Below are 23,437 nucleotides of genomic sequence, written 5' to 3' on the forward strand. Positions count from 1 at the left end.
CGTTATGCACTCTTATTGACATCCGTTGATCCTTCTCCTCTGCGTTCAAGCTCATAGTATTGTTTATCCATGAGTCGCAGGAACGGCCACCAAATGGTGAAGACGATGAAGATATTCACTGCCTGCAGCACGCCACCCTGCCATGAATTCGTCGCCAGGGCCCCGTTCAGGATCGTCGGTGTGGTCCATGGGACGATGACCCCTGTCGGTGGGGGAACGATTCCCGTTGCCATGACAAAGTACGTAAATACGGCCACGATCACCGGTGCCAGCAGCCATGGGATGAAGGCAAGGGGATTCATGATGATGGGGAGACCGAAGATGATCGGCTCATTCACATTGAAGAGCCCGGCCGGCGCCCCGATCTTACCCAGTTCTTTCATTTGTCTGCTCTTCCCGATGATGAAGATGCCGAGAATGACGGCAAGGGTCATACCCGATCCCCCCATCCCCACGATGAAGGAATCGATAAACTGCTTGCTGACGATATGCGGTAGCTCTTCACCCGCCTGGAATGCCTGCAGATTTTCATTCGCTAGGGCATACCAGATCGGGTCGAATACAGAGTTCACGATGATCTGTCCATGTAGTCCGAAGAACCAGAACACCTGGATGAGAAGGACCGCCACGATGGTTGCAGGAAGTCCTGAACCAAGCGAGGTAAGGGGAGCCTGAACCACATCATATACAAAGCTCTGTACGCTTCCATATGGAAGGTATTCAAAAATGATCCGGACAATCAGGAAGGTACTCAAGGTCAGGGTAATCGGAATCAACGCGCTGAACGAGCGGGCTACGGCATCCGGGACCCCGTTCGGCATTTTCAGCGTCCACCCTCTCTGGGTGAAGAACCGGTAGAGCTCCGCTGCCGTAAAAGCAGTCAAAATCCCTACGAACATCCCCTGCGCACCCAGACTTGATGTCGGAATCACCCCATTGACCCCTTCAAACGTCTGCGGCGTGAGGATCAGGAAGGCAGCAAGGGCAGCCACTCCTCCATAAAGACTTTCTCCCCCGTAATGTTCCGTCAGCTTGCTTCCGATGCCGATGATCACGAACAAGCCCATAATCGTAAGCGTCGCAGCAGATGCAGGCCCGAGTGCCGACTGATACGTGGCATAGGCATCTTTCCCGATCAGTTTATCCAAGAACGGAAGATTGGCGAGTACCACGAAGATCGATCCGAAGATGATCAACGGCAGGGCCACCATGAATCCGTCCCTAAGCGCCGTCAAATACCGATTATTATTCAATTTATCTGCAACCGGAAGCAACACATTTTCCAATACCTGCATAAATTTGTTCATCCCAGGTCCCCCCTGATCATTTTTTTATAAGATCCATCGCTTTTTCCAGCACCGATTTTCCGTCTACCCTTCCATAGGAAACAGGGTCGATCGAATCCACCGGGATTCCATAGTCTTTCGCCTTCTCCTCATACTTCCGCTTCATGAACCTCATCTGAGGCCCAATCAGAAGCACATCTGCCCGTTCCATGTCGACGAAGGCCTTATCCTGAGCCACAGCCCAAATCTCAGCCTCCATCCCCTTTGATTCAGCTGCTTCCTTCATCTTCGACACAAGCAGGCTGGTGGACATCCCAGCAGAGCATGCCAATAATATTCTTACCACTGTCATCATCCCCTCTTTCAATCGTACTTTGATTATATTTTAAAAGCGCTTTCATAAACACGTATTGATTTTCCTTAATCCAACGGAAGTGATTCCATATGGCAAATAAAAAAAACGGATGGTCTCCCATCCGCCTTGCATGTGCTCTCTTCTTAATCAATAACGCGGCTAACAGGCCCTCCACATTGAGCGCAGGTGCCTATCAACAAGACTTTAAAGTCCGCCGAATCCACGATGTAATCAATAATCCTTGTAACCCCGCAGGTCCGGCAAAATACGTTCCCTTCAAACTTTTCACGGATATGGGCCGGAACCGCCATCCATCGTTTCCTTGCCAATTCATCTTTATCCATAAGCGACACCTCTCATCACGTATCGATTTTTCCCTATTACTATATCATACCGCGGAGGAGAATGATGCCCTCATCCCTTATGGGAAAATGTCTCCCTGATGGCACGCTCTAGCTCAGACCCCCCCACCGCTGTCTTGACGTATCGCCGCGTCACATTGATATCCCGGTGACCAGCAAGCCTTGAGACCACCTCCAGGCTCACTCCCTGGTCCACAAGCTGCTGACAGAAGGTATGGCGCAGCTTCTGGGCATTGACGTGAAACTTCTTCAACATATATTGAACCGATCTCTCCGTCAATCGTTCACGGGACCGCGACACAAACAGGGGTCCAACAGGCTGCACTTCATCCAGGTAGGCTTTCAGAACGGATTTCAACGCATCCGTCAGCGGGATCACCCTCTCATCGCCATGGGTATCCGTCACCCTCACGACTCCCCGGTCCAGCTCCAGATCCGTCAAATCCAGTCCGCACAGCTCCGACACACGTACACCTGTGTGAAGAAGAGTGAGAACGATTGCTTCATTACGTGCATTCCGGCTTTCCCGCACCTCGGCAAGGAGGCTCTCACACTCTTCCTTGGTCAGCACATCAATCTCATCCTTCTTGGGCGCATGCTTGATCCTGATATCAAGGCCAACGTCCGGCCGTTTCAAAAAACGGGTCAACGTCCGGATCACACCAAGCACCTTATCGGTCGTAATCGGACTCTTCCCCTGCTCTTCCAAATGAATCATATATTCCTGAACATCATCATGGCCGATTTCTTCAAGGACCACACCGCGCTCCCCAGCCACTGATCAAACTTCTTAAGCTCCTGCTGATACGTCAAAATCGTCTTGCCTGACTTTCCCTCTTCCTCAAGCCACCTTAAAAACAATTCAATCGTACTGCCAGAAGTTCCTCTCAAGAGACCCACCCTTTCACAGCGAAAACGTTCTTTTGTATAATCCTAGAGAATTGGAAGGAAGAAGTCAACTTCTGTGAAGTTCAGGTATCATGGTGGAGAGCGTTTCATGTAAGTACCCTATCATAAACGCAAACTAAAATGAGACGTGAAAGAAGGAAGCTATTTCGCAAATAAGCGTGATTCCGGACATGGCCTCATCTCCGGACAACGTTTCTGACCTTTCCACTTCAATGATTACATATTATCTTAAGTCATGAAACCTCTAACGGCTTTTATGAGTCAATTGGCCATGTTTCTATTAAAATCATTTGCATCGACGATTATCCAGTTGCTAGTATATAGAGTTGTTCGCAAATAAGGAGAATGAATCGCAAATTGAAAAATGCACAGTGGTACGTTTCGCAAGTAAAAAGTGGAATTCCACAAATAATTTTAAAAATGTCGCAAGTAAATGGTTGAATCTCGCAGGTGTTTTCGCGCCAGGAGGGGAACGACGGTTCTTCGAGTGCGCAAAATGGTGAAAAGACGTTGCGAGGAATGTCGAATTGGGTCACACGCAAATCTAGATACATTTATTGGAAAAGCATCACTGATACAAGCACCCTATCCGCAGGTATCATTACCCTTTCGCAAGAAAAGAAATAAAGTCGCAATTAAGCGTGACTCCCCCCATAGCCTCATCTCCAGATAACGCCTCTGTCCATCCCACTTGGCTCATCATATACTCCCACAGGTCATTAAAGCTCTAAAAGTCTGTCTCTTCGCCCTTGCTCACCAATATCATCCCATACTCTAACCGTAATTTCGCCCTCCTAACCAACAACAAAATCTTTCTACCTACCCTATTTCAAACGGTCAACATCACCACCATCAACATTCCCCGCCAACAAAAAAAACCAACAAAAAAAGCAGCCCATCAAATGAGCTGCTTTTCTCTACATTGCCTGGCGACGTCCTACTCTCACAGGGGGAGATCCCCCAACTACCATCGGCGCTGAAGAGCTTAACTTCCGTGTTCGGCATGGGAACGGGTGTGACCTCTTCGCCAATGTCACCAGACAGGTATTCAGTTGAAAGAATTATTCTTTCAAAACTAGATAAAGGTTTGATAGTCAATCATTACCGGCGTATCGGCCAGTCTGGCAGGCGCAACGCGCCTGCATTACGTTTGGTTAAGTCCTCGATCGATTAGTATCAGTCAGCTCCATGTGTCGCCACACTTCCACCTCTGACCTATCTACCTGATCATCTTTCAGGGATCTTACTCACATAAAGTGATGGGAAATCTCATCTCGAGGGGGGCTTCATGCTTAGATGCTTTCAGCACTTATCCCTTCCGCACATAGCTACCCAGCGATGCCTTTGGCAAGACAACTGGTACACCAGCGGTGCGTCCATCCCGGTCCTCTCGTACTAAGGACAGCTCCTCTCAAATTTCCTGCGCCCACGACGGATAGGGACCGAACTGTCTCACGACGTTCTGAACCCAGCTCGCGTACCGCTTTAATGGGCGAACAGCCCAACCCTTGGGACCGACTACAGCCCCAGGATGCGATGAGCCGACATCGAGGTGCCAAACCTCCCCGTCGATGTGGACTCTTGGGGGAGATAAGCCTGTTATCCCCGGGGTAGCTTTTATCCGTTGAGCGATGGCCCTTCCATGCGGAACCACCGGATCACTAAGCCCGACTTTCGTCCCTGCTCGACTTGTAGGTCTCGCAGTCAAGCTCCCTTGTGCCTTTACACTCTGCGAATGATTTCCAACCATTCTGAGGGAACCTTTGGGCGCCTCCGTTACTCTTTAGGAGGCGACCGCCCCAGTCAAACTGCCCACCTGACACTGTCTCCCACCCCGATAAGGGGCGCGGGTTAGAATGTCAACACAGCCAGGGTAGTATCCCACCGACGCCTCCACCGAAGCTAGCGCTCCGGCTTCCAAGGCTCCTACCTATCCTGTACAAGCTGTGCCAAAATTCAATATCAGGCTACAGTAAAGCTCCACGGGGTCTTTCCGTCCTGTCGCGGGTAACCTGCATCTTCACAGGTACTATAATTTCACCGAGTCTCTCGTTGAGACAGTGCCCAGATCGTTACGCCTTTCGTGCGGGTCGGAACTTACCCGACAAGGAATTTCGCTACCTTAGGACCGTTATAGTTACGGCCGCCGTTTACTGGGGCTTCGATTCGCACCTTCGCTTGCGCTAAGCACTCCTCTTAACCTTCCAGCACCGGGCAGGCGTCAGCCCCTATACTTCGCCTTACGGCTTCGCAGAGACCTGTGTTTTTGCTAAACAGTCGCCTGGGCCTATTCACTGCGGCTCTCTCGGGCTTGCACCCTACCAGAGCACCCCTTCTCCCGAAGTTACGGGGTCATTTTGCCGAGTTCCTTAACGAGAGTTCTCTCGCTCACCTTAGGATTCTCTCCTCGCCTACCTGTGTCGGTTTGCGGTACGGGCACCATCTTCCTCGCTAGAGGCTTTTCTTGGCAGTGTGGAATCAGGAACTTCGCTACTATAATTCGCTCGCTATCACAGCTCAGCCTTCACGATGATGGGATTTGCCTCATCATCAGCCTAACTGCTTAGACGCACATATCCAGCAGTGCGCTTACCCTATCCTCCTGCGTCCCCCCATTGCTCAAATGGAAGAAAGGTGGTACAGGAATATCAACCTGTTGTCCATCGTCTACGCCTATCGGCCTCGACTTAGGTCCCGACTAACCCTGAGCGGACGAGCCTTCCTCAGGAAACCTTAGGCATTCGGTGGATGGGATTCTCACCCATCTTTCGCTACTCATACCGGCATTCTCACTTCTAAGCACTCCACCAGTCCTTACGGTCTAGCTTCGCAGTCCTTAGAACGCTCTCCTACCACTGACACCAAACGGTGTCAATCCACAGCTTCGGTGATACGTTTAGCCCCGGTACATTTTCGGCGCAGAGTCACTCGACCAGTGAGCTATTACGCACTCTTTAAATGGTGGCTGCTTCTAAGCCAACATCCTGGTTGTCTAAGCAACTCCACATCCTTTTCCACTTAACGTATACTTTGGGACCTTAGCTGGTGGTCTGGGCTGTTTCCCTTTCGACTACGGATCTTATCACTCGCAGTCTGACTCCCATGGATAAGTCTTTGGCATTCGGAGTTTGTCTGAATTCGGTAACCCGATGAGGGCCCCTAGTCCAAACAGTGCTCTACCTCCAAGACTCTTACAACATGAGGCTAGCCCTAAAGCTATTTCGGAGAGAACCAGCTATCTCCAGGTTCGATTGGAATTTCTCCGCTACCCACACCTCATCCCCGCACTTTTCAACGTGCGTGGGTTCGGACCTCCATCCAGTGTTACCTGGACTTCATCCTGGACATGGGTAGATCACCTGGTTTCGGGTCTACGACCACATACTCATTCGCCCTATTCAGACTCGCTTTCGCTGCGGCTCCGTCTTCTCGACTTAACCTTGCATGGGATCGTAACTCGCCGGTTCATTCTACAAAAGGCACGCCATCACCCGTTAACGGGCTCTGACTACTTGTAGGCACACGGTTTCAGGTTCTATTTCACTCCCCTTCCGGGGTGCTTTTCACCTTTCCCTCACGGTACTGGTTCACTATCGGTCACTAGGGAGTATTTAGCCTTGGGAGATGGTCCTCCCAGCTTCCGACGGGATTTCACGTGTCCCGCCGTACTCAGGATCCACTCAAGAGGGAACGAAGTTTCGACTACAGGGTTGTTACCTTCTTTGACGAGCCTTTCCAGACTTCTTCGTCTACCCCGTTCCTTTGTAACTCCGTATAGAGTGTCCTACAACCCCAAGAGGCAAGCCTCTTGGTTTGGGCTAATCCCGTTTCGCTCGCCGCTACTCAGGGAATCGCATTTGCTTTCTCTTCCTCCAGGTACTTAGATGTTTCAGTTCCCTGGGTCTGCCTTCCAAGCTCTATGTATTCAAGCAAGGATACTGTTCCATTACGAACAGTGGGTTCCCCCATTCGGAAATCTTCGGATCAGCTCACTTACAGCTCCCCGAAGCATATCGGTGTTAGTCCCGTCCTTCATCGGCTCCTAGTGCCAAGGCATCCACCGTGCGCCCTTATTAACTTAACCGAATTGGTTAAAAACCTAAAATGGCGATACTCGGTAATTTCTTGACTATCAATAAAACTTTATCTAGTTTTCAAAGAACAATATAGAAGATGGATGTTTATTTTACTCCGCTTGCGCTTCGTAAAAAACTTAAACCATCAAAACTGAACAAAACTTCGACGTCGTCAAACGTTTTAGTAAATCTTCCTTAGAAAGGAGGTGATCCAGCCGCACCTTCCGATACGGCTACCTTGTTACGACTTCACCCCAATCATCTGTCCCACCTTAGGCGGCTGGCTCCAAAAGGTTACCTCACCGACTTCGGGTGTTACAAACTCTCGTGGTGTGACGGGCGGTGTGTACAAGGCCCGGGAACGTATTCACCGCGGCATGCTGATCCGCGATTACTAGCGATTCCAGCTTCATGTAGGCGAGTTGCAGCCTACAATCCGAACTGAGAACGGTTTTATGGGATTGGCTAAACCTCGCGGTCTTGCAGCCCTTTGTACCGTCCATTGTAGCACGTGTGTAGCCCAGGTCATAAGGGGCATGATGATTTGACGTCATCCCCACCTTCCTCCGGTTTGTCACCGGCAGTCATCTTAGAGTGCCCAACTGAATGCTGGCAACTAAGATCAAGGGTTGCGCTCGTTGCGGGACTTAACCCAACATCTCACGACACGAGCTGACGACAACCATGCACCACCTGTCACTCTGTCCCCCGAAGGGGAAAGCCCTATCTCTAGGGTTGTCAGAGGATGTCAAGACCTGGTAAGGTTCTTCGCGTTGCTTCGAATTAAACCACATGCTCCACCGCTTGTGCGGGCCCCCGTCAATTCCTTTGAGTTTCAGTCTTGCGACCGTACTCCCCAGGCGGAGTGCTTAATGCGTTAGCTGCAGCACTAAAGGGCGGAAACCCTCTAACACTTAGCACTCATCGTTTACGGCGTGGACTACCAGGGTATCTAATCCTGTTTGCTCCCCACGCTTTCGCGCCTCAGTGTCAGTTACAGACCAGAAAGTCGCCTTCGCCACTGGTGTTCCTCCAAATATCTACGCATTTCACCGCTACACTTGGAATTCCACTTTCCTCTTCTGCACTCAAGTTCCCCAGTTTCCAATGACCCTCCACGGTTGAGCCGTGGGCTTTCACATCAGACTTAAGAAACCACCTGCGCGCGCTTTACGCCCAATAATTCCGGACAACGCTTGCCACCTACGTATTACCGCGGCTGCTGGCACGTAGTTAGCCGTGGCTTTCTGGTTAGGTACCGTCAAGGTACCGCCCTATTCGAACGGTACTTGTTCTTCCCTAACAACAGAGTTTTACGATCCGAAAACCTTCTTCACTCACGCGGCGTTGCTCCGTCAGACTTTCGTCCATTGCGGAAGATTCCCTACTGCTGCCTCCCGTAGGAGTCTGGGCCGTGTCTCAGTCCCAGTGTGGCCGATCACCCTCTCAGGTCGGCTACGCATCGTTGCCTTGGTGAGCCGTTACCTCACCAACTAGCTAATGCGCCGCGGGTCCATCTGTAAGTGATAGCCGAAGCCACCTTTCAACCTTCCCCCATGCGGGGGTAGGTGTTATCCGGTATTAGCCCCGGTTTCCCGGAGTTATCCCAGTCTTACAGGCAGGTTACCCACGTGTTACTCACCCGTCCGCCGCTGATCTCAGGGAGCAAGCTCCCATCAATCCGCTCGACTTGCATGTATTAGGCACGCCGCCAGCGTTCGTCCTGAGCCAGGATCAAACTCTCCATAAAAAGTTTGAATAGCTCTTAAAATAAATCTAGAATTAACGTTGACGTGTTTGTCTTGTTTTGTTCAGTTTTCAAGGTTCAAATGTCGAGCACTTCTTTCGAAGCGACCCTTACTATGTTACAGTGTTTCATGTTTGTTGTCAACACTTTTTTTGAAAAAGTTTTTGACGATCATTGCCTTAGCAACAATTACTAGCTTACCAATTAACTTCGCAGAAGTCAACTTCTTTTTAAAACTTTCTCAAAAAATTTTTAAAAAGAAAATGGCTCCGCAGGCAAGATTCGAACTTGCGACCGATCGGTTAACAGCCGATAGCTCTACCACTGAGCTACTGCGGAATGGTAGATGGTGGGCCTAAGTGGACTCGAACCACCGACCTCACGCTTATCAGGCGTGCGCTCTAACCAGCTGAGCTATAGGCCCGCATGAAAATAAATTGGAGCGGGTGATGGGAATCGAACCCACGACATCAGCTTGGAAGGCTGAGGTTTTACCATTAAACTACACCCGCATGTTAAATTGAAAATGGTACCGGTGGCCGGGGTCGAACCGGCACTCCTTACGGAACACGATTTTGAGTCGTGCGCGTCTGCCTATTCCGCCACACCGGCAGGTGCTAAAAAATAAAATTGGAGGCGGTAACCGGATTTGAACCGGTGGTGAAGGTTTTGCAGACCTCTGCCTTACCACTTGGCTATACCGCCTTATTGGCTGGGCTAGCTGGATTCGAACCAACGCATGTCGCAGTCAAAGTGCGATGCCTTACCGCTTGGCTATAGCCCAATAATATGGGGCGACTGATGGGAATCGAACCCACGAATGCCGGAACCACAATCCGGTGCGTTAACCACTTCGCCACAATCGCCATGTGTTTTTTTGGCAGGGGCAGTAGGAATCGAACCCACACCAAAGGTTTTGGAGACCTTCGTTCTACCGTTAAACTATGCCCCTATATAGATCGTTCTATACTTGAACCTAGTTCAAGAAAACAAATGGTGGAGGGGGGCAGATTCGAACTGCCGAACCCGAAGGAGCGGATTTACAGTCCGCCGCGTTTAGCCACTTCGCTACCCCTCCATCAATGGTGGCTCAGGACGGAATCGAACCGCCGACACATGGATTTTCAGTCCATTGCTCTACCAACTGAGCTACTGAGCCATTAAAGGTCTTTGTTACATATAAGAATATAAATGGCGGTCCGGACGGGACTCGAACCCGCGACCTCCTGCGTGACAGGCAGGCATTCTAACCAACTGAACTACCGGACCAACTTTTTTTCGCGTCAGCGAAAATAAAGATCAATGTTCTTTTCGACAGCAAATCCTGCTATCAATGTCACTACATCCCGATCCTCTCGGATCAAAACGGTATTGCGGGGACAGGATTTGAACCTGCGACCTTCGGGTTATGAGCCCGACGAGCTACCGAACTGCTCCACCCCGCGACGATAAAAGATGAAAGGAATTATGGAGGAGGAAGGGGGATTCGAACCCCCGCGGGCTTTGACACCCCTGTCGGTTTTCAAGACCGATCCCTTCAGCCGGACTTGGGTATTCCTCCGTATGTATAAATGGACCCTGCAGGACTCGAACCTGCGACCGGACGGTTATGAGCCGTCTGCTCTAACCAACTGAGCTAAGGGTCCAAAGCATAACCGTATGTAAATAGCGGCGGAGGGGATCGAACCCCCGACCTCACGGGTATGAACCGTACGCTCTAGCCAGCTGAGCTACACCGCCATGATGAATAAACTATGTCTTCGATCAAAGGATCGTTGGTGGAGCCTAGCGGGATCGAACCGCTGACCTCCTGCGTGCAAAGCAGGCGCTCTCCCAGCTGAGCTAAGGCCCCAAAGAAAGTGGTCGGGAAGACAGGATTCGAACCTGCGACCCCTTGGTCCCAAACCAAGTGCTCTACCAAGCTGAGCTACTTCCCGATACTATGGCGCGCCCGAGAGGAGTCGAACCCCTAACCTTTTGATCCGTAGTCAAACGCTCTATCCAATTGAGCTACGGGCGCACGTATTTATCATCCTGCATCAAGTGAATCCAATGAAGGATTGTAAACCTGTGCTTCTGTCGGTCCACCACTGCGGCGAGGCAACAATTATGGAGCGGAAGACGGGATTCGAACCCGCGACCCCCACCTTGGCAAGGTGGTGTTCTACCACTGAACTACTTCCGCATATGGTGCGGGTGAAGGGACTTGAACCCCCACGCCTTGCGGCGCCAGATCCTAAGTCTGGTGCGTCTGCCAATTCCGCCACACCCGCATGATACAAATGGTGAGCCATGAAGGATTCGAACCTTCGACCCTCTGATTAAAAGTCAGATGCTCTACCAACTGAGCTAATGGCTCGTGCTGTTTCGTCCAAACCAATCGAACAAAAGTGGTGCCGGCAAGAGGACTTGAACCCCCAACCTACTGATTACAAGTCAGTTGCTCTACCAGTTGAGCTACACCGGCATGGTGTATAGTGTATCCTTTTCGATTCACCTTAGTTGCAGCGAAAAGGGAAAAAGTTTTTATGGTAAGTTATTTTCACTCCGCTTCGCTACGAGGAAAAATTCAATAACTTTAAGGTAAGTTATTTTCACTACGCTTCGCTACGTGAAAAAACTATGGTGGAGGATGACGGGATCGAACCGCCGACCCTCTGCTTGTAAGGCAGATGCTCTCCCAGCTGAGCTAATCCTCCAAAATGGTGACCCATACGGGATTCGAACCCGTGTTACCGCCGTGAAAGGGCGGTGTCTTAACCGCTTGACCAATGGGCCGTTATGCACGCGTCTCTTAAGGACAAGAATTACTATATCATCATATTTCGCAGAAGTCAACTTCTTTTCAAAAATATTTCTTTGAACTAGATGTTTTTTTCAGCAGGTTAACCGCTAGAAGATTAAGATACCATATATACGAGTGTTTCCACAATATAAATGTGGAGGTTTTTCTTGAAAATAAAAAAGACAGCTACAAGAGCTGTACAAGTTTGTCTCCGTGATACCTGGACTTTTCCTGATATTTATTCAACAAACTGCTGTCGCGGGTCGTATCCAGACGATAATTGAAGGTGAAGAACCAGAACTTATGCCATTCCCTTAAAAAAGTACGAAGCATCGCGATCCCTCCTGGTTGGTTGATCTTGTTGCCTTTAGTTTATCAAAGGAATGTAAAGATTATGCTAAGGACGGGTTTGAATGATGTAAAGTTTAATTTGCAACCATACTGCCCGGCCTTCACCGGGCAGCCCACTTAGATTTCATTGGTCTCGATCAGCTCCCATACCTGCAGGACGCCAGTAGAATCTGTGATCCTATACGTTGTCTTGTAGCTTTTACGGGACACTTCTCCAGCCGAATCCTCGATATCGAAGGTTTCCTGTGTGGTGACAAGGTAGCCCTCCCCGTCTTCTTCTATACTAATAACCTTAAAATCAATGACTTCCTCCTTTATATCATTTTCATAAAGATACTCAATGAAATCCCTGGACTCAGCGTAAGCTTCTCCATCCGGATGATGCATGTACTCGACGAGCCAAAAATCTCCCTCGTTCCTTGCCTGTACGCTCTCATACGTATAATCTTCTATAAAGGTGCGGATATTTTCCTCAGTCCGTTCTGCTTCGAGAGCCTCTTCGGCTTCCTGTTCGAAAGCTTCTTCTTCTGCTTCACGGATGCCATCGAGTTCAGGATACTCAAACGACAGGAAGTTGGATCCGGACGTTTGAATCTTCAGCGGTTCAGACTTGTAGGTCTTTCCTTTATACTCGAACTCCCCTGTCGCTGTGACGGAACCATCCGTAGCAAACGGACCTAATGGCGTATCATAAGGAAGCTTCTCTTGCTTCTTTCCGTTGATGAGTAGCATACTGATCTCGCCGTACTCATCTAAATAGACATATCCCGCTCCAAAATCCATGCTCACCTCAAGTTCATTGTCATAGGCCTCTGTGAAGGAAAGATCCTGTTTTTCTTCAAAAGTGGAATAGCTCCCGTCAAACGTCCCTATAAGCGGCCGTCCCCCCGGCAGCACTCCTTTTATGACGTGATTTCCCTCACTGATCGTGACCTTCTCTCCATCAAGAATCACCTCGAAGGTCTCAATATCGGAATACACGGCCATATTGAACGGAATGACTTTAAGTGTATACGTATCATATATTCCGAATGCCTTCTCTCCTTTCATGAAGGTGAAGAGCCCATTCCCGTTTTCATCGGTGATCGTGGCCGGGGCAAGTTTCCCGTCACGGAAGGATCTGGCATGCTCTTCGAGTTGATCCGTCAGGTAGGGTAGATCAGTATCCAGATAGGCAAGATACGACTTCATCCCCTTCTCATCTTTCCCCTGTTTTATACTGTCGAGGTCCATGATCTTCTCCGCTCTTTTAACGTCTGCTTTCGACACGGCCGCTGCAAAGCTCTCGACCGTCTTATCCGGTGTATAAAGGGACTTCATATATTGATGTCCACCGTACAAGCCACCCATGAGGAGAAGGGCGGTGATCAGGAGGATCTTATGAGATTTCTTCCATGGTTTTCGCTGTTCAGACTGGGACAATGGCACCTCTTGCTTTCCCTTGATGGGTACCCCGCATTCTTTGCAAAACGTCTGTCCTTCTGCATACTCTTTGCCACATTGTTTACAAAAGCCCATTCGGCATGCCTCCTCTATATTCATCTGGAGAGAGATTGCTTATAAGATATCGTCGAAGTTAATGGACCTTAATCCTGCAACAAGAGCATCCAACAGATACTCCCCGATCAATCCAAGGACCACCAGGGAAACCACATAGATCAACAAAGTGGTAAGAACGACATCCAGCCCTCCCTTATTCGTCTGATCGAGACTCCTCAGGATAAATGGCGGAATAAGGAAGATGGCACCCATGATCGACAGGAGGAAGATGTAGCCGAATACATTGAATCCGAGTAGGGATAGGATGATGCCTGCTACGCAGAGTGCCATCAGCGGGACGAGAAGGGCCCCATAGCGTGCCGCGACTAATTGGAAGGATGCATTCAGCTTCGAAAGCTTAGCGCCCAGGAACGTAAGGGAAACCATGACCAGCATGAGAAGCATTAAAGCTAGGACGGGTTTGGTGATGACGGAAATCTTGAGGGAATCATCGAGTAGCCCGTTAATGGTAAAAAAGAAATCCTCGATCTCCCAGCCAATCAGCTTATCCATATCTTTGACGAAACCTTTAATATTCTCCTTTATCCCGTAATAGATCAATGCGGGAAGAAACAGCGAAAAAAGAGCGATCGTGATGAGGCCATTGATCAGATGGGCATTTCCCGTTTCACGTATCTTGGCATGGGGCGCCTTCAGCTGATCGAGGAAATAGCCGAAATAAATCTTCGAGGCATTTTTAGCGGTCTCGAGCTGCTGATTGGGCTGGATCTGCACTTGAGCACTCGCAGCTGCAGGGATCTCCCCTTCCCCCAGTCTCGCCCCGCAATTTTCACAGAAGTTCCCTTCGTCGTTCGCATGCTGACAATTTCCACAGATTTTCATCATTCCACTCCCTTGTTATCAATCTTTATCTCTACGACTTTTATCATATTGACCCTTTTGGAAAATATTCCTTTTTTCACCTTCAAAAAAGATGACCTTAAATATTGAAGGTCACCCTACTATGTACCATAGTGGTCTTTTTCTAAGGATCCCATCAGTCCCACACATCGTTTCTATCAATATAGTAGATCGAGGATCGATTCATAAAAAAAGATGATCCCCTCTTGGATGGGGATCATCTTCTTCATGCATTTCATATCTATTGTTCGTTCGTATCGATCAGCTTATTGACCTGATAGCCATCATCCGTCGATATCACTTTGTAGACCGTATCATACGTTTTCTCATTCTCGCTGCCGTCAGCGGTAGTGATGCTGAAGGTGTCTTCGAGATGAACAATGTAGGCATCGCCGTCCTCTTCGATATCACCGACGGTCACATCGATGACATCTTCCTTCGTACCTGCCTTAAACAGGTCCGCCGCGTATTGTTCAGCCTGTCCGTATGCTTCACCGTCCGGATCATGATATGCTGCGGCACCGGAGAAGTCCCCGGTGTTCCTGGCTTCTACGATTGCATAGGTGTAGTCTTCTATGAACTCCGTCAGTTCGGCATCCACATCAGGTTCCTCTTCTTCCTCGTCCCATGAGCCGTACCATGCGGCATCCTGCTCCTTGATGAGCTCAGGATACTCAAAGTATAGATATTCAGAAGAAAGATTCGTCACTTTGATAGCATCGGATGTATAGGTTTTATCCTTGACCGTATGCTCGGCGACGATTTCTACTGAACCGTCCGTCGGGAACGGTCCGATCGGCGTCTCATATTTCACCTGATCTTTCATCTTCTTACCGTTAATCAGAAGCGCAGACACTTCCTCGCTGTCATATTCATCAAGGAAGACATATTTCCCTGCAAAATCAATGGTCAGATCGAGCTGGTTTTCCGTTGCACCGGTGAAATCCAGCTCCTCTTCTTCCTTGAACGTCGAGTACGGGGTTGTCAATGAAGCTGCAAGCTTCGATTTACCTGGTAAAAGCCCAGTAAGCTCTGCTTGCTTATCCTTTGCTTCTTTTTCCTGGCCTTTCAGGGTAACGGTATATGTGTCGAGGTTGGCATCCGTCACCACATCGAATGGGATGACTTTCAGTGTGTATGTATCATAGATTCCAAGGAACTTCTTCCCCTTGGTAAAATGGAAGAGTTCATTCCCTTGCTCATCGGTAATCTCCGCTGCAGCTGAAGTCCCTTCTTCAAAGGAAGCAGCCTGTCCTTCGAGTTGATTCACAAGATCCGGTAGATCTCCTTGAAGATAGGCAAGATACTTCTTCACTTCTTTGTCGCCTGTATCCTGTTTAATATCCTGAAGATCGAATACTTCCCTTGCCTTCTTCAAATCCTTGTCCTTCACGGCTACCGTGAACCCATCGACCAATTTATCCGGAGAGTGGGTTGCCTTCAGGAAGAAATGGCCGGCTGTCCCTGCTGCAACCAAAACGAGGATGCTCGCAGTAATAATTTTCTGCAGCGTAGTCCACTGCTTTCGTGGCTTTGACGGTGCCTGCTTTTCTACCGATGCTGAAAGAGGAGTCCCACAGTTCTTACAGAACTTCTTCCCTTCTTCAAACTCTGCACCGCAATTCTTACAAAATCCCATTTGCATGTCCCTCTTTCTTTCATTGCTCTATTAGAATGGAGAAGAAAAGATACCAAGGTTATCAATCATATTCATGATGAACCCTCTTAAAATCAAAGCGAATACGATAAATGATGCCACGTACGTCAGGATGATCCCGTAAAGAGGGTCAAACTTAGAGGCAATGTTCCTTGTATAACTCATGACAACGATCGCAGGGGCAGTGAAGATGGCACCGAACAATCCGAGTCCCAAAACAAATACAAATTCATAAATCTCAAATAGGGACATGAGCAGTCCAAGTACAAACACAGCAATGAACGGTACTAAAATGGCACCGAATCTGGCTACGGCAGACCTGAATGTCACTTGCACCCCAACCACCTTCACTGCACAGAATGTGAAGACACTCATAAGGAAAACGAAAACTGCCATTGCAAGGGTGGGCTTAATCACGATGGTAAGGAAAGCTGAATCCATATACCTCCCATAATCTCCAAGTGCAACATACATGGAAAGGGGCAGGATCAGAGAATAAAGGATAATCGTAATAAGACCGTTCACAAAATGCTCTTCACCGATCCGGCTCCCCTTGGCAAGCGGTGATTTTAATAGACTCATAAAATAACCGAAATACAACTTGGACACATTCTTCGCTTTCTCAAGATGCTCGTTGGGACGGACAGCCTCTACACTCGCTGCAGAAGCCCCTCCCACCACAACCGCTTCCCCTTCTGTCAATCTCGTACCGCACTTCTCACAAAAGTTTCCGCCATCATTCTGATGATGACAATTCGGACATGTTATCATTCAAACAACCCTTCCTGATTCTTATTAACTAATACTTTAGAATTACACTTCCACTTTTTAGTTTCGGCAGGAAAAGGGAATTTGTGAAGTTTTTTTGTGAAAAAATAGAGGTTTATTTAAAGTAGGGAAGTGAATACACCACACGATTTTTCACATACAAAAAAACAGACCACTAGGGCCTGTTTTTTCAAAAAGGTCAGTCGGTTACTGGATTGTCATCAAATTCTCCAGATCCAGAGGTATTATCCCGTGGCAATCTATTGTCTTGTACTTGTTTTCCATTGTTTATTTTTCCATTCGCATCATCTTTTTTAATCTTAATACCCTTCCATTGAGTGGCTTCGAGATCGAAGAAGAAATCAATGCTATTGTTCATGAATTGATTTTGATCATACTCACCATCCGCATTTTTCGATTTATCATCCTTGAATGATATTTCAATTTTCACCGAGTTTTTACTATCACTGATTAAACCTTGATCGGTGTGCTTTGAACCGATTGGTGCCAAATTAATGCGATTGCCTACTAAATACTCTTTCTTCACCTTACCAGTTAAGTTCCCTGTATAGAGATCATATAATGTAACATCTTTTGATGCCAAGATGGAGTCCCGCCCATAGTTGTAACCTTCATGGTCTTGATCCACTTTAAACACTTGGATTTCAAACTGCTTTAAGTAATCCTCCAATGTAGAACCATTTTCTCCGTTTGTGAATTCCTCTGCCCTCACATTCATCAATACCTCTTTAATGGCTACCGATCCAACATTTCTTAGTTTAAATACCCTTTCCACACTGTCTCCTGGCTTCATATTACCCAGATCAAAGTTAACGGGTTTATTCTTGCCGCCCTTTACATCGAGCTCTAATGTGCCAGACGCAAAGTGATTGTTAACTGTCTTTACATCATTGAACGCCGCGAAGGTACCTCCACCAATCAAAGATAATCCCAATGCTGCCGTTGCTACACCAAGTCCCAGTTTCTTTTTAATACTCATGTTTCATTTCCTCCCTCTGCCCATTCCGGGTATGTATAATCTATTGAATCCTAATTAAATAGGAGAACAATCATTTTATAATAGAATGAAGTGAGTTTAGGGGGATAATAGATGAAAAACCACCTCACTAAATTCTTTAACGAACTAAATTTCTTTTATAATGAACAAACTCCTTAAAAAATTTTCCCTTTCTTTCTTCACTTATAGAGCTATAACTTTACTTATGGTTTTCCTTATTAATACTCATGCTTAATTTTCCCGTTTACTTTTTACATATTACATTTATTGAGTTGCTTCAAAATTAATATCGAAGTTTACTGTATTATTCATAAATTTATTCTGATAAAACTCACCGTTATCAGTTTTACTGCTATCCTCTTTAAATTTGATCATTATGACAAGTGTATTACCTTTCGATGTAGAGGATCTTGAATTGTTACTTATACCAATAGGTGCCAAATTCACTTTGCCTTCAGTCATATACCTACCTTTAATTTTACCACTCAAATCACCCTTTACTAGATCCTTAAGAGTGACACTCGTATTTTCCTTAATCAGAGAGTTTTTGTCATTATATTCACCATCATTCTTAGAATGAACATTGTATAATGTTATTTCAAATTGGTTCAAAAACTCCTCTAATGTTGCACCACTATCATTATTTGAATACTCTTTAGCTTTGACTGTCATAAAAATATTCTCTATTAATATTGTTCCAGCATTTTCAAGCCTATATTTCCTTTGCACGCTATCCCCTGGTTTCATATTTGAAATATCGAAGTTGTTCGGTTTATTACCTTCATTACTCCCCACACTAAGTTTTAGTGTCCCAGATGCAAAATGATTATTCACTGTGGCCGTATCATTAAACGCCGCAAATGTCCCTCCACCGATTAAAGATAGCCCCAATACTGCTGATGCCATCCCAACCCCTAACTTTTTCTTGATAGTCATTTCCTATCCTCCACTCTATTACCGATTATCTGGTGTCCTGATTGATTCATAAAATGGTGTCTCAGAAATAATCACGCTGGTTTGTCGAGCTCTTTTTTCGTTTGATTTTGATCGATTTCTTTAAGGGCCGAGCGGATGGTGAAGGCTGAGTACCCCAGGAGGAAAACGCCCGGGATGATCATGAGAAGGGCCATTCCTTTATTGGACTTGGCAAAGTCTACAAAATAGCCAAGATAGGGAATCGTGAATCCTGTGTATTTAGCTACTACATTTTGAGAGAGGACGGGTTCAGTATCTGCTTCTTTGTTGTTATCCCCTTTGGTTTGGAATAGCGTCTGATCTCCATTTTTCGTGACGTCTGTAATTCTATGGGTGACCATGGTGCCATCCGGGACTACGAACGAGATGACATCTCCCTTTTTCAAGGCTTCTGCATCTTGAACAGGCTCCACTGCGATGACCGATCCTGTTTGGAACTCAGGCTCCATCGAACCTGAAAGTACGGTCTTCAGCTGCTTGCCGAAGAGCTGCGGCTCTCCTCCCGATGCCATGGATGAAATGACGATGAACATCATTCCAATGAACACGATGAATAGAATGGCTGTGATACTATTACTCAGAAACTTTTTCAACCGATTCCTCCCCTTCCTTTTTCGCTTCACCATTCAACGGTGGTACCACTTCAGATTCTCCTGTCGGCTTTTCTTCTATAGTAGTGGATTGCTTGTTCGTTTGATTGGATTCTTGCTTTTCTTTCTCACTGGTCGCTTCCTGTTTATCGGCATCACTGTTAGGGAGAGTCTCCTCTACCGATTGTGACTTGTCTGTTTCTTCCTCTGCCTTCTCCAATTTTTCTACGGCTTTCGGCTTCGCACACTTCCCAATGGTCAAGTCACCTGTAGGGTCTGATTTCCCCGGATGATTCGGATGCTGGAATAGCGTGAACCGGTATTTGCCTTCTTTATCAGGCTTATGGGTAAGCGTGATGGATTCGCCGGATTTCAGTCCCCGCTGAAGGACTTCTTCCTTCACAATCGTTCCGTCCTTACCATTTCCGCCTGGCGCCCACTGTATTTTATATCGGAGTGGACCTTTTGCATCCCCGGAACCTGTATTTGTAAACGCTGCTTCTATTTTCGTACAGTCCCCTTTTATCGTGACGAATTCAAAAGAACTCTTATCCCAATCTTCTGTATCTGATTCAACTTCCCAATCCACATGAATAGAACCAGCAATCACTTCTACATCATTATATTGAGCCTTCGTCTCAGAAGTAAGATATATCCCCGTAAAAATCGCTGTATACCAAATGAGTACGCCTCCTAATAACATGAGGACTCTTTTAAATGATTTTTCTGACCATCCTTTGTTTCTAACGACGCTCACCTCAATGTCAACAAGAGTAATATGGATACCTCAAAGAATATTTTGTTCTTTTTAAAGAACACTCTCACAGTATAATCTAATGATTATGTGAATAAAAATCTCTTAAATGGTCAAATATTCTTTAAAATATTCAATTTTTCAATATTTCCTTCCACTTACTCACCTTTTCTACCTTTTCCACAATTTACTAGTCCTTTATGACTAACTTTCAGAAAAATAAAAACCCCTCAACAGAGGGGCCTCACACTACCCTATATAGTTCAAACAAAATTCCAGATCCGCCTTCAGATGTTCTTTCATAAGAACCTCTGCCTTAGCACCATCATGAGCGGCGATGGCCTGATAGATTTCTTCATGTTCGTCGATTAGGAATGGACGCTTGTAGGCGACGACAGTTTTCCTGAAGAGGTAGATGATAGACTGCATGCGGTCGATGATATCAACCATGACGGGGTTACGGGTGGCCTGGATGATGATGTCATGGAATTCGAAGTTGGCTTTCATGATTTCTTCCTTGGTGCCGTTCCTTCCGATCTCTACGCACTCTTGCAGCCGTGCAAGCTGCTCTTCGTTGAGGTATTGTGCGGCGCTTCTGGCGGCGGCCCCTTCGAGGAGGATCCGGACCTCGAAGACATGGCGGAGATCGGTTTCCGTCGGATTCACGACCCTTTTCTTCTCGAGGAGGCCTTCTTCGTCCAGCTTGCGGATCGCTTCCCTCACGGGGGTGCGGCTCAGGCCCAGTTCTTCGGCGAGGCGCTCCTCCACAAGCTTGGTACCCCCTGGAAAACTGCCGTTCAATATTTTGTCCCGTATATACTCATATGCTTGCAGGTACGCTGTTTGTGATGCTTTCGGCAATGTAATCGACCTCTACTCCAAGAGATTCGGTCTTCCTCCCTTTTCCAAACGTGTCATGTTCAAAGTATAGGACGATTTCCACCTTTTTAAAAGGATTTTTAGAAATAGTATACATTTTAATATTTTTTGTATACAAAAATAATGTAAACGTGTACAATGAAATCAACCAAACTGAAAGCACTTACAAAAGGAGTGGAATTCATCATGAAAACGATTGGATTTATTGGACTCGGAATCATGGGGAAGCCGATGGCGCTGAACCTCATCAAAGGTGGATATGACGTAAAGGTCTTCGATATTAACGAAAATGCCGTAGCGGAACTTGCTTCACAAGGAGCGACACCTGCTGTATCTCCAAAGGCAACGGCGGAAGGCAGCGATGTCATCATCACAATGCTTCCAAAATCGGAACATGTATTGAGTGTTGTCTTGAATGAAAACGGTATCATCCATGGTGCGAAACCTGGAAGCATCGTCATCGATATGAGCTCCATCACGCCGGTCGTATCAAAGCAGATTGCCGAAACCCTTGCTGCTTCAGGCGTGCATATGATGGATGCCCCGGTGAGCGGCGGGGAACCGAAAGCGATCGACGGGACCCTCGCCATCATGGTCGGGGGCAAGCCTGACGTATTTGAGAGCGCCCTTCCTGTTCTTCAGTGCATGGGCACATCCATTACCCTCGTCGGCGATCACGGATGTGGCACGACGGCGAAGCTTGCGAATCAGATCATGGTGAACGTGAATATCGCCGCCATGTCGGAAGCTCTCGTCCTCGCAGCCAAAGCAGGGATCGACGTGGAGAAGATGTACGAAGCGATCCGCGGCGGACTTGCCGGCAGTGCCGTCCTCGATGCCAAGGTGCCCCTCATCCTTGAGCGGAACTTTGAAGCAGGCGGACGAATCGATATCAATCTGAAGGATCTGACCAACGTCATGGATACTGCTCACTCCATCGGGGTGCCCCTTCCGATCTCGTCTCAGGTACTCGAGATCTTCCACAGCATGGCCCTTGACGGGAAAGCGGCGGATGACCACGGCGGCATCGTCCAGTACTATGAGAAACTGGCAAAAGTCGAAGTCCGAAAGGGTGTTTCCATATGAGGGAAGCAAGCATCCTCGAACACTATCAACCTTATAATCAATCAGAACTCGACACACTGTGGGAAAAGAACCGCCCTGCCCTCCAACATAAGATCGTCGTTCTAGATGATGACCCGACAGGCGTCCAGACTGTCCACGGTGTTTCTGTCTATACGGATTGGACGGAGGAAACGATCACGAGCGGATTCAAGGAAGAGAATCAGATCTTCTTCATCCTGACGAACTCCAGGGCATTCACAGAGAACGAAACAACCAAGGTACACCAGGATATCGCCAACCGGGTGGAAGCCATTTCGAAAAAGCTCGGCGTCCCTTACCTGATTATCAGCAGGGGAGACTCCACCTTGAGGGGGCATTACCCACTTGAGACGGAGGTCATGAAAGACACCATCGAACAGCGCGGAGGTATCATCCAGGACGGCGAAGTCATCCTTCCCTTCTTTAAAGAAGGCGGGCGCTACACGATCGATGACACCCATTATGTGCAGGATGGTGACAGTCTCATCCCTGCCGGTGATACAGAGTTTGCAAAGGACCGGAGCTTCGGCTACCGTGCCAGCCACCTCGGGGAATGGGTGGAAGAAAAGACGGACGGTCGCTTCAAGAAAAGCGATGTGACCTCCATCACCCTTGAAGAACTGCGAAGCCTGTCCATCGGCTCCATCAAAGAAAAGCTCATGGGGGTTCACGATTTCGGTAAGGTAATCGTGAATGCCATCGATGAGAACGACGTCAAAGTTTTCGTCCTTGCCCTGATTGAAGCGATCAACTCTGGGAAGCAGTTCATGTTCCGCACCGCAGCAGCCTTCACGAAGGTAATCGGTAACATCTCCAGCCGCCCGCTCCTTGAACGTGAGGAACTCATACTAGAAGATTCCGAGCACGGCGGACTGATCATCGTAGGATCCCATGTCAAGAAGACGACGGATCAGCTCAATGCACTCAAAGAACTGAGCAGCCTCGAGTTCATCGAATTCGACTGTCACCTTGTCGGAAATCAATCAGCATTCGCAGGAGAAACAGACCGGGTCCTGCACCTGGTGGAGAACAAACTTTCAGCAGGCGTGACGACCGTCGTCTATACGAAACGGGAACGCCTCGACCTTGGGGAAGGGATGGAAGAACAGGAATTGATCCAGTCTGTACGGATCTCGGAGGCCCTGACAAGCATCGTGCGGAACTGCGCCGTCCGTCCAAATTACATCATCGCAAAGGGCGGGATCACCTCGAGCGACGTCGGCACCAAAGGGCTTCAGGTCAAGCGGGCAACCGTTGCCGGCCAGATCGCACCGGGTATCCCGGTCTGGAAAACGGGTCAGGAAAGCACCTTCCCGCATATCCCATATGTCATCTTCCCCGGCAATGTCGGCGGGATCGAGACATTGAAGGATGTTGTACTGAAACTGGAAAACTAACTTAGGGGAACAACAAAGGGGGAC

At 47.8% G+C, this 23,437-nt stretch carries 16 protein-coding genes, 24 tRNA genes and 3 rRNA genes; 2 read left to right on the plus strand and 41 right to left on the minus strand.

Annotated features, from left to right (window positions below; genetic code table 11):
- Window positions 1-2: 2 nt before the first annotated feature.
- The 41 genes from celB to D5E69_RS19895 form a co-directional block, all read right to left on the minus strand.
- A complete protein-coding gene (gene celB / locus D5E69_RS19690) occupies window positions 3-1,307 on the minus strand; it encodes a PTS cellobiose transporter subunit IIC (protein WP_048006600.1) in 1,305 nt (434 codons plus the stop codon).
- A gap of 16 nt (window positions 1,308-1,323) precedes the next feature.
- Complete coding sequence (locus D5E69_RS19695; protein WP_048006618.1) at window positions 1,324-1,632, minus strand: PTS sugar transporter subunit IIB; 309 nt, start codon at window positions 1,630-1,632, stop codon at window positions 1,324-1,326.
- 152 nt (window positions 1,633-1,784) lie between these two features.
- Window positions 1,785-1,985 carry a hypothetical protein gene (locus D5E69_RS19700; RefSeq protein ID WP_048006601.1) on the minus strand — a complete coding sequence of 67 codons (201 nt, stop codon included), beginning with the start codon at window positions 1,983-1,985 and terminating at the stop codon, window positions 1,785-1,787.
- 70 nt (window positions 1,986-2,055) lie between these two features.
- Complete coding sequence (locus D5E69_RS19705; protein ID WP_213085560.1) at window positions 2,056-2,781, minus strand: tyrosine-type recombinase/integrase; 726 nt, start codon at window positions 2,779-2,781, stop codon at window positions 2,056-2,058.
- Window positions 2,782-3,836: 1,055 nt separating this feature from the next.
- Window positions 3,837-3,953 (minus strand): 5S ribosomal RNA (rrf, locus tag D5E69_RS19715).
- A 109-nt stretch (window positions 3,954-4,062) separates the two neighbouring features.
- Window positions 4,063-6,996, minus strand: a 23S ribosomal RNA gene (locus D5E69_RS19720).
- 191 nt (window positions 6,997-7,187) lie between these two features.
- Window positions 7,188-8,738 (minus strand): 16S ribosomal RNA (locus D5E69_RS19725).
- Together the 16S, 23S and 5S rRNA genes with 24 tRNA genes alongside form the textbook arrangement of a ribosomal RNA operon.
- 261 nt (window positions 8,739-8,999) lie before the next feature.
- Window positions 9,000-9,074: transfer RNA gene (locus D5E69_RS19730), tRNA-Asn, on the minus strand.
- A gap of 8 nt (window positions 9,075-9,082) precedes the next feature.
- Window positions 9,083-9,159 (minus strand) — tRNA-Ile (locus tag D5E69_RS19735).
- A 14-nt stretch (window positions 9,160-9,173) separates the two neighbouring features.
- Window positions 9,174-9,247 (minus strand) — tRNA-Gly (locus D5E69_RS19740).
- A 15-nt stretch (window positions 9,248-9,262) separates the two neighbouring features.
- A tRNA-Leu gene (locus D5E69_RS19745) sits at window positions 9,263-9,347 on the minus strand.
- A gap of 19 nt (window positions 9,348-9,366) precedes the next feature.
- A tRNA-Cys gene (locus D5E69_RS19750) sits at window positions 9,367-9,440 on the minus strand.
- Between the two features lie 4 nt (window positions 9,441-9,444).
- Window positions 9,445-9,519: transfer RNA gene (locus D5E69_RS19755), tRNA-Gln, on the minus strand.
- Between the two features lie 6 nt (window positions 9,520-9,525).
- Window positions 9,526-9,601, minus strand: a tRNA-His gene (locus D5E69_RS19760).
- A gap of 12 nt (window positions 9,602-9,613) precedes the next feature.
- Window positions 9,614-9,687: transfer RNA gene (locus D5E69_RS19765), tRNA-Trp, on the minus strand.
- 42 nt (window positions 9,688-9,729) lie between these two features.
- Window positions 9,730-9,813: transfer RNA gene (locus D5E69_RS19770), tRNA-Tyr, on the minus strand.
- Between the two features lie 5 nt (window positions 9,814-9,818).
- Window positions 9,819-9,894: transfer RNA gene (locus tag D5E69_RS19775), tRNA-Phe, on the minus strand.
- Window positions 9,895-9,927: 33 nt separating this feature from the next.
- Window positions 9,928-10,004, minus strand: a tRNA-Asp gene (locus tag D5E69_RS19780).
- Window positions 10,005-10,106: 102 nt separating this feature from the next.
- Window positions 10,107-10,180, minus strand: a tRNA-Met gene (locus tag D5E69_RS19785).
- A gap of 23 nt (window positions 10,181-10,203) precedes the next feature.
- A tRNA-Ser gene (locus D5E69_RS19790) sits at window positions 10,204-10,296 on the minus strand.
- A gap of 11 nt (window positions 10,297-10,307) precedes the next feature.
- Window positions 10,308-10,381, minus strand: a tRNA-Ile gene (locus D5E69_RS19795).
- Window positions 10,382-10,401: 20 nt separating this feature from the next.
- Window positions 10,402-10,475 (minus strand) — tRNA-Met (locus tag D5E69_RS19800).
- 36 nt (window positions 10,476-10,511) lie between these two features.
- Window positions 10,512-10,587: transfer RNA gene (locus D5E69_RS19805), tRNA-Ala, on the minus strand.
- 8 nt (window positions 10,588-10,595) lie between these two features.
- A tRNA-Pro gene (locus D5E69_RS19810) sits at window positions 10,596-10,672 on the minus strand.
- Between the two features lie 6 nt (window positions 10,673-10,678).
- A tRNA-Arg gene (locus D5E69_RS19815) sits at window positions 10,679-10,755 on the minus strand.
- A gap of 90 nt (window positions 10,756-10,845) precedes the next feature.
- Window positions 10,846-10,920: transfer RNA gene (locus D5E69_RS19820), tRNA-Gly, on the minus strand.
- Between the two features lie 3 nt (window positions 10,921-10,923).
- Window positions 10,924-11,008, minus strand: a tRNA-Leu gene (locus D5E69_RS19825).
- A 10-nt stretch (window positions 11,009-11,018) separates the two neighbouring features.
- Window positions 11,019-11,094, minus strand: a tRNA-Lys gene (locus tag D5E69_RS19830).
- A 32-nt stretch (window positions 11,095-11,126) separates the two neighbouring features.
- Window positions 11,127-11,202: transfer RNA gene (locus D5E69_RS19835), tRNA-Thr, on the minus strand.
- Between the two features lie 156 nt (window positions 11,203-11,358).
- A tRNA-Val gene (locus D5E69_RS19840) sits at window positions 11,359-11,434 on the minus strand.
- Between the two features lie 4 nt (window positions 11,435-11,438).
- Window positions 11,439-11,513 (minus strand) — tRNA-Glu (locus D5E69_RS19845).
- Between the two features lie 193 nt (window positions 11,514-11,706).
- The gene (locus tag D5E69_RS19850; protein WP_156183389.1) at window positions 11,707-11,853 is read right to left on the minus strand and encodes a hypothetical protein; all 147 of its coding nucleotides are present in this window, start codon (window positions 11,851-11,853) and stop codon (window positions 11,707-11,709) included.
- A gap of 135 nt (window positions 11,854-11,988) precedes the next feature.
- Window positions 11,989-13,389, minus strand: a complete 1,401-nt coding sequence (locus D5E69_RS19855) for a TcaA NTF2-like domain-containing protein (protein WP_159130102.1) — start codon at window positions 13,387-13,389, stop codon at window positions 11,989-11,991.
- A gap of 39 nt (window positions 13,390-13,428) precedes the next feature.
- Window positions 13,429-14,256, minus strand: a complete 828-nt coding sequence (locus D5E69_RS19860) for a DUF6574 domain-containing protein (RefSeq protein ID WP_148794718.1) — start codon at window positions 14,254-14,256, stop codon at window positions 13,429-13,431.
- Window positions 14,257-14,512: 256 nt separating this feature from the next.
- Window positions 14,513-15,910 (minus strand): TcaA NTF2-like domain-containing protein, encoded by a 1,398-nt coding sequence (locus tag D5E69_RS19865; RefSeq protein WP_159130103.1) that lies wholly within the window; start codon window positions 15,908-15,910, stop codon window positions 14,513-14,515.
- Between the two features lie 30 nt (window positions 15,911-15,940).
- On the minus strand, window positions 15,941-16,630 hold the full coding sequence (locus tag D5E69_RS19870) for a hypothetical protein (RefSeq protein ID WP_213085561.1): 690 nt from the start codon (window positions 16,628-16,630) through the stop codon (window positions 15,941-15,943).
- Window positions 16,631-16,895: 265 nt separating this feature from the next.
- Window positions 16,896-17,696: a TasA family protein gene (locus D5E69_RS19875; RefSeq protein ID WP_056538684.1), complete on the minus strand. Its 801-nt coding sequence runs from the start codon at window positions 17,694-17,696 to the stop codon at window positions 16,896-16,898.
- Between the two features lie 282 nt (window positions 17,697-17,978).
- Entirely contained in the window at window positions 17,979-18,650 is a 672-nt protein-coding gene (locus D5E69_RS19880; protein ID WP_056538687.1) for a TasA family protein, read from the minus strand.
- A 71-nt stretch (window positions 18,651-18,721) separates the two neighbouring features.
- Entirely contained in the window at window positions 18,722-19,315 is a 594-nt protein-coding gene (gene sipW / locus D5E69_RS19885; protein WP_056538690.1) for a signal peptidase I SipW, read from the minus strand.
- On the minus strand, window positions 19,263-20,036 hold the full coding sequence (tapA, locus tag D5E69_RS19890) for an amyloid fiber anchoring/assembly protein TapA (protein WP_213085562.1): 774 nt from the start codon (window positions 20,034-20,036) through the stop codon (window positions 19,263-19,265). Before tapA ends, sipW begins: the two co-directional genes overlap by 53 nt.
- Before the next feature lie 246 nt (window positions 20,037-20,282).
- The gene (locus D5E69_RS19895) at window positions 20,283-20,900 is read right to left on the minus strand and encodes a GntR family transcriptional regulator (protein WP_159130391.1); all 618 of its coding nucleotides are present in this window, start codon (window positions 20,898-20,900) and stop codon (window positions 20,283-20,285) included.
- 150 nt (window positions 20,901-21,050) lie between these two features.
- Here D5E69_RS19895 and garR point away from each other — a divergent pair, with 150 nt between their 5' ends.
- Window positions 21,051-21,998: a 2-hydroxy-3-oxopropionate reductase gene (garR, locus tag D5E69_RS19900; RefSeq protein WP_159130105.1), complete on the plus strand. Its 948-nt coding sequence runs from the start codon at window positions 21,051-21,053 to the stop codon at window positions 21,996-21,998.
- Window positions 21,995-23,413: a four-carbon acid sugar kinase family protein gene (locus D5E69_RS19905; protein ID WP_148794703.1), complete on the plus strand. Its 1,419-nt coding sequence runs from the start codon at window positions 21,995-21,997 to the stop codon at window positions 23,411-23,413. Before garR ends, D5E69_RS19905 begins: the two co-directional genes overlap by 4 nt.
- The last annotated feature ends 24 nt before the right edge of the window (window positions 23,414-23,437 follow it).

It is taken from the genome of Rossellomorea marisflavi (genome assembly GCF_009806575.1).
Taxonomy (GTDB): domain Bacteria; phylum Bacillota; class Bacilli; order Bacillales; family Bacillaceae_B; genus Rossellomorea; species Rossellomorea marisflavi_A.

Excerpts from the sequence above, each read along its gene's own strand:
- celB (WP_048006600.1), bottom strand. The coding sequence starts at position 1,307 with ATGAACAAATTTATGCAGGTATTGGAAAATGTGTTGCTTCCGGTTGCA.
- D5E69_RS19700 (WP_048006601.1), bottom strand. The coding sequence starts at position 1,985 with ATGGATAAAGATGAATTGGCAAGGAAACGATGGATGGCGGTTCCGGCC.
- D5E69_RS19850 (WP_156183389.1), bottom strand. The coding sequence starts at position 11,853 with ATGCTTCGTACTTTTTTAAGGGAATGGCATAAGTTCTGGTTCTTCACC.
- D5E69_RS19855 (WP_159130102.1), bottom strand. The coding sequence starts at position 13,389 with ATGGGCTTTTGTAAACAATGTGGCAAAGAGTATGCAGAAGGACAGACG.
- D5E69_RS19860 (WP_148794718.1), bottom strand. The coding sequence starts at position 14,256 with ATGATGAAAATCTGTGGAAATTGTCAGCATGCGAACGACGAAGGGAAC.
- D5E69_RS19865 (WP_159130103.1), bottom strand. The coding sequence starts at position 15,910 with ATGGGATTTTGTAAGAATTGCGGTGCAGAGTTTGAAGAAGGGAAGAAG.
- D5E69_RS19875 (WP_056538684.1), bottom strand. The coding sequence starts at position 17,696 with ATGAGTATTAAAAAGAAACTGGGACTTGGTGTAGCAACGGCAGCATTG.
- D5E69_RS19880 (WP_056538687.1), bottom strand. The coding sequence starts at position 18,650 with ATGACTATCAAGAAAAAGTTAGGGGTTGGGATGGCATCAGCAGTATTG.
- sipW (WP_056538690.1), bottom strand. The coding sequence starts at position 19,315 with ATGGTGAAGCGAAAAAGGAAGGGGAGGAATCGGTTGAAAAAGTTTCTG.
- garR (WP_159130105.1), top strand. The coding sequence starts at position 21,051 with ATGAAATCAACCAAACTGAAAGCACTTACAAAAGGAGTGGAATTCATC.
- D5E69_RS19905 (WP_148794703.1), top strand. The coding sequence starts at position 21,995 with ATGAGGGAAGCAAGCATCCTCGAACACTATCAACCTTATAATCAATCA.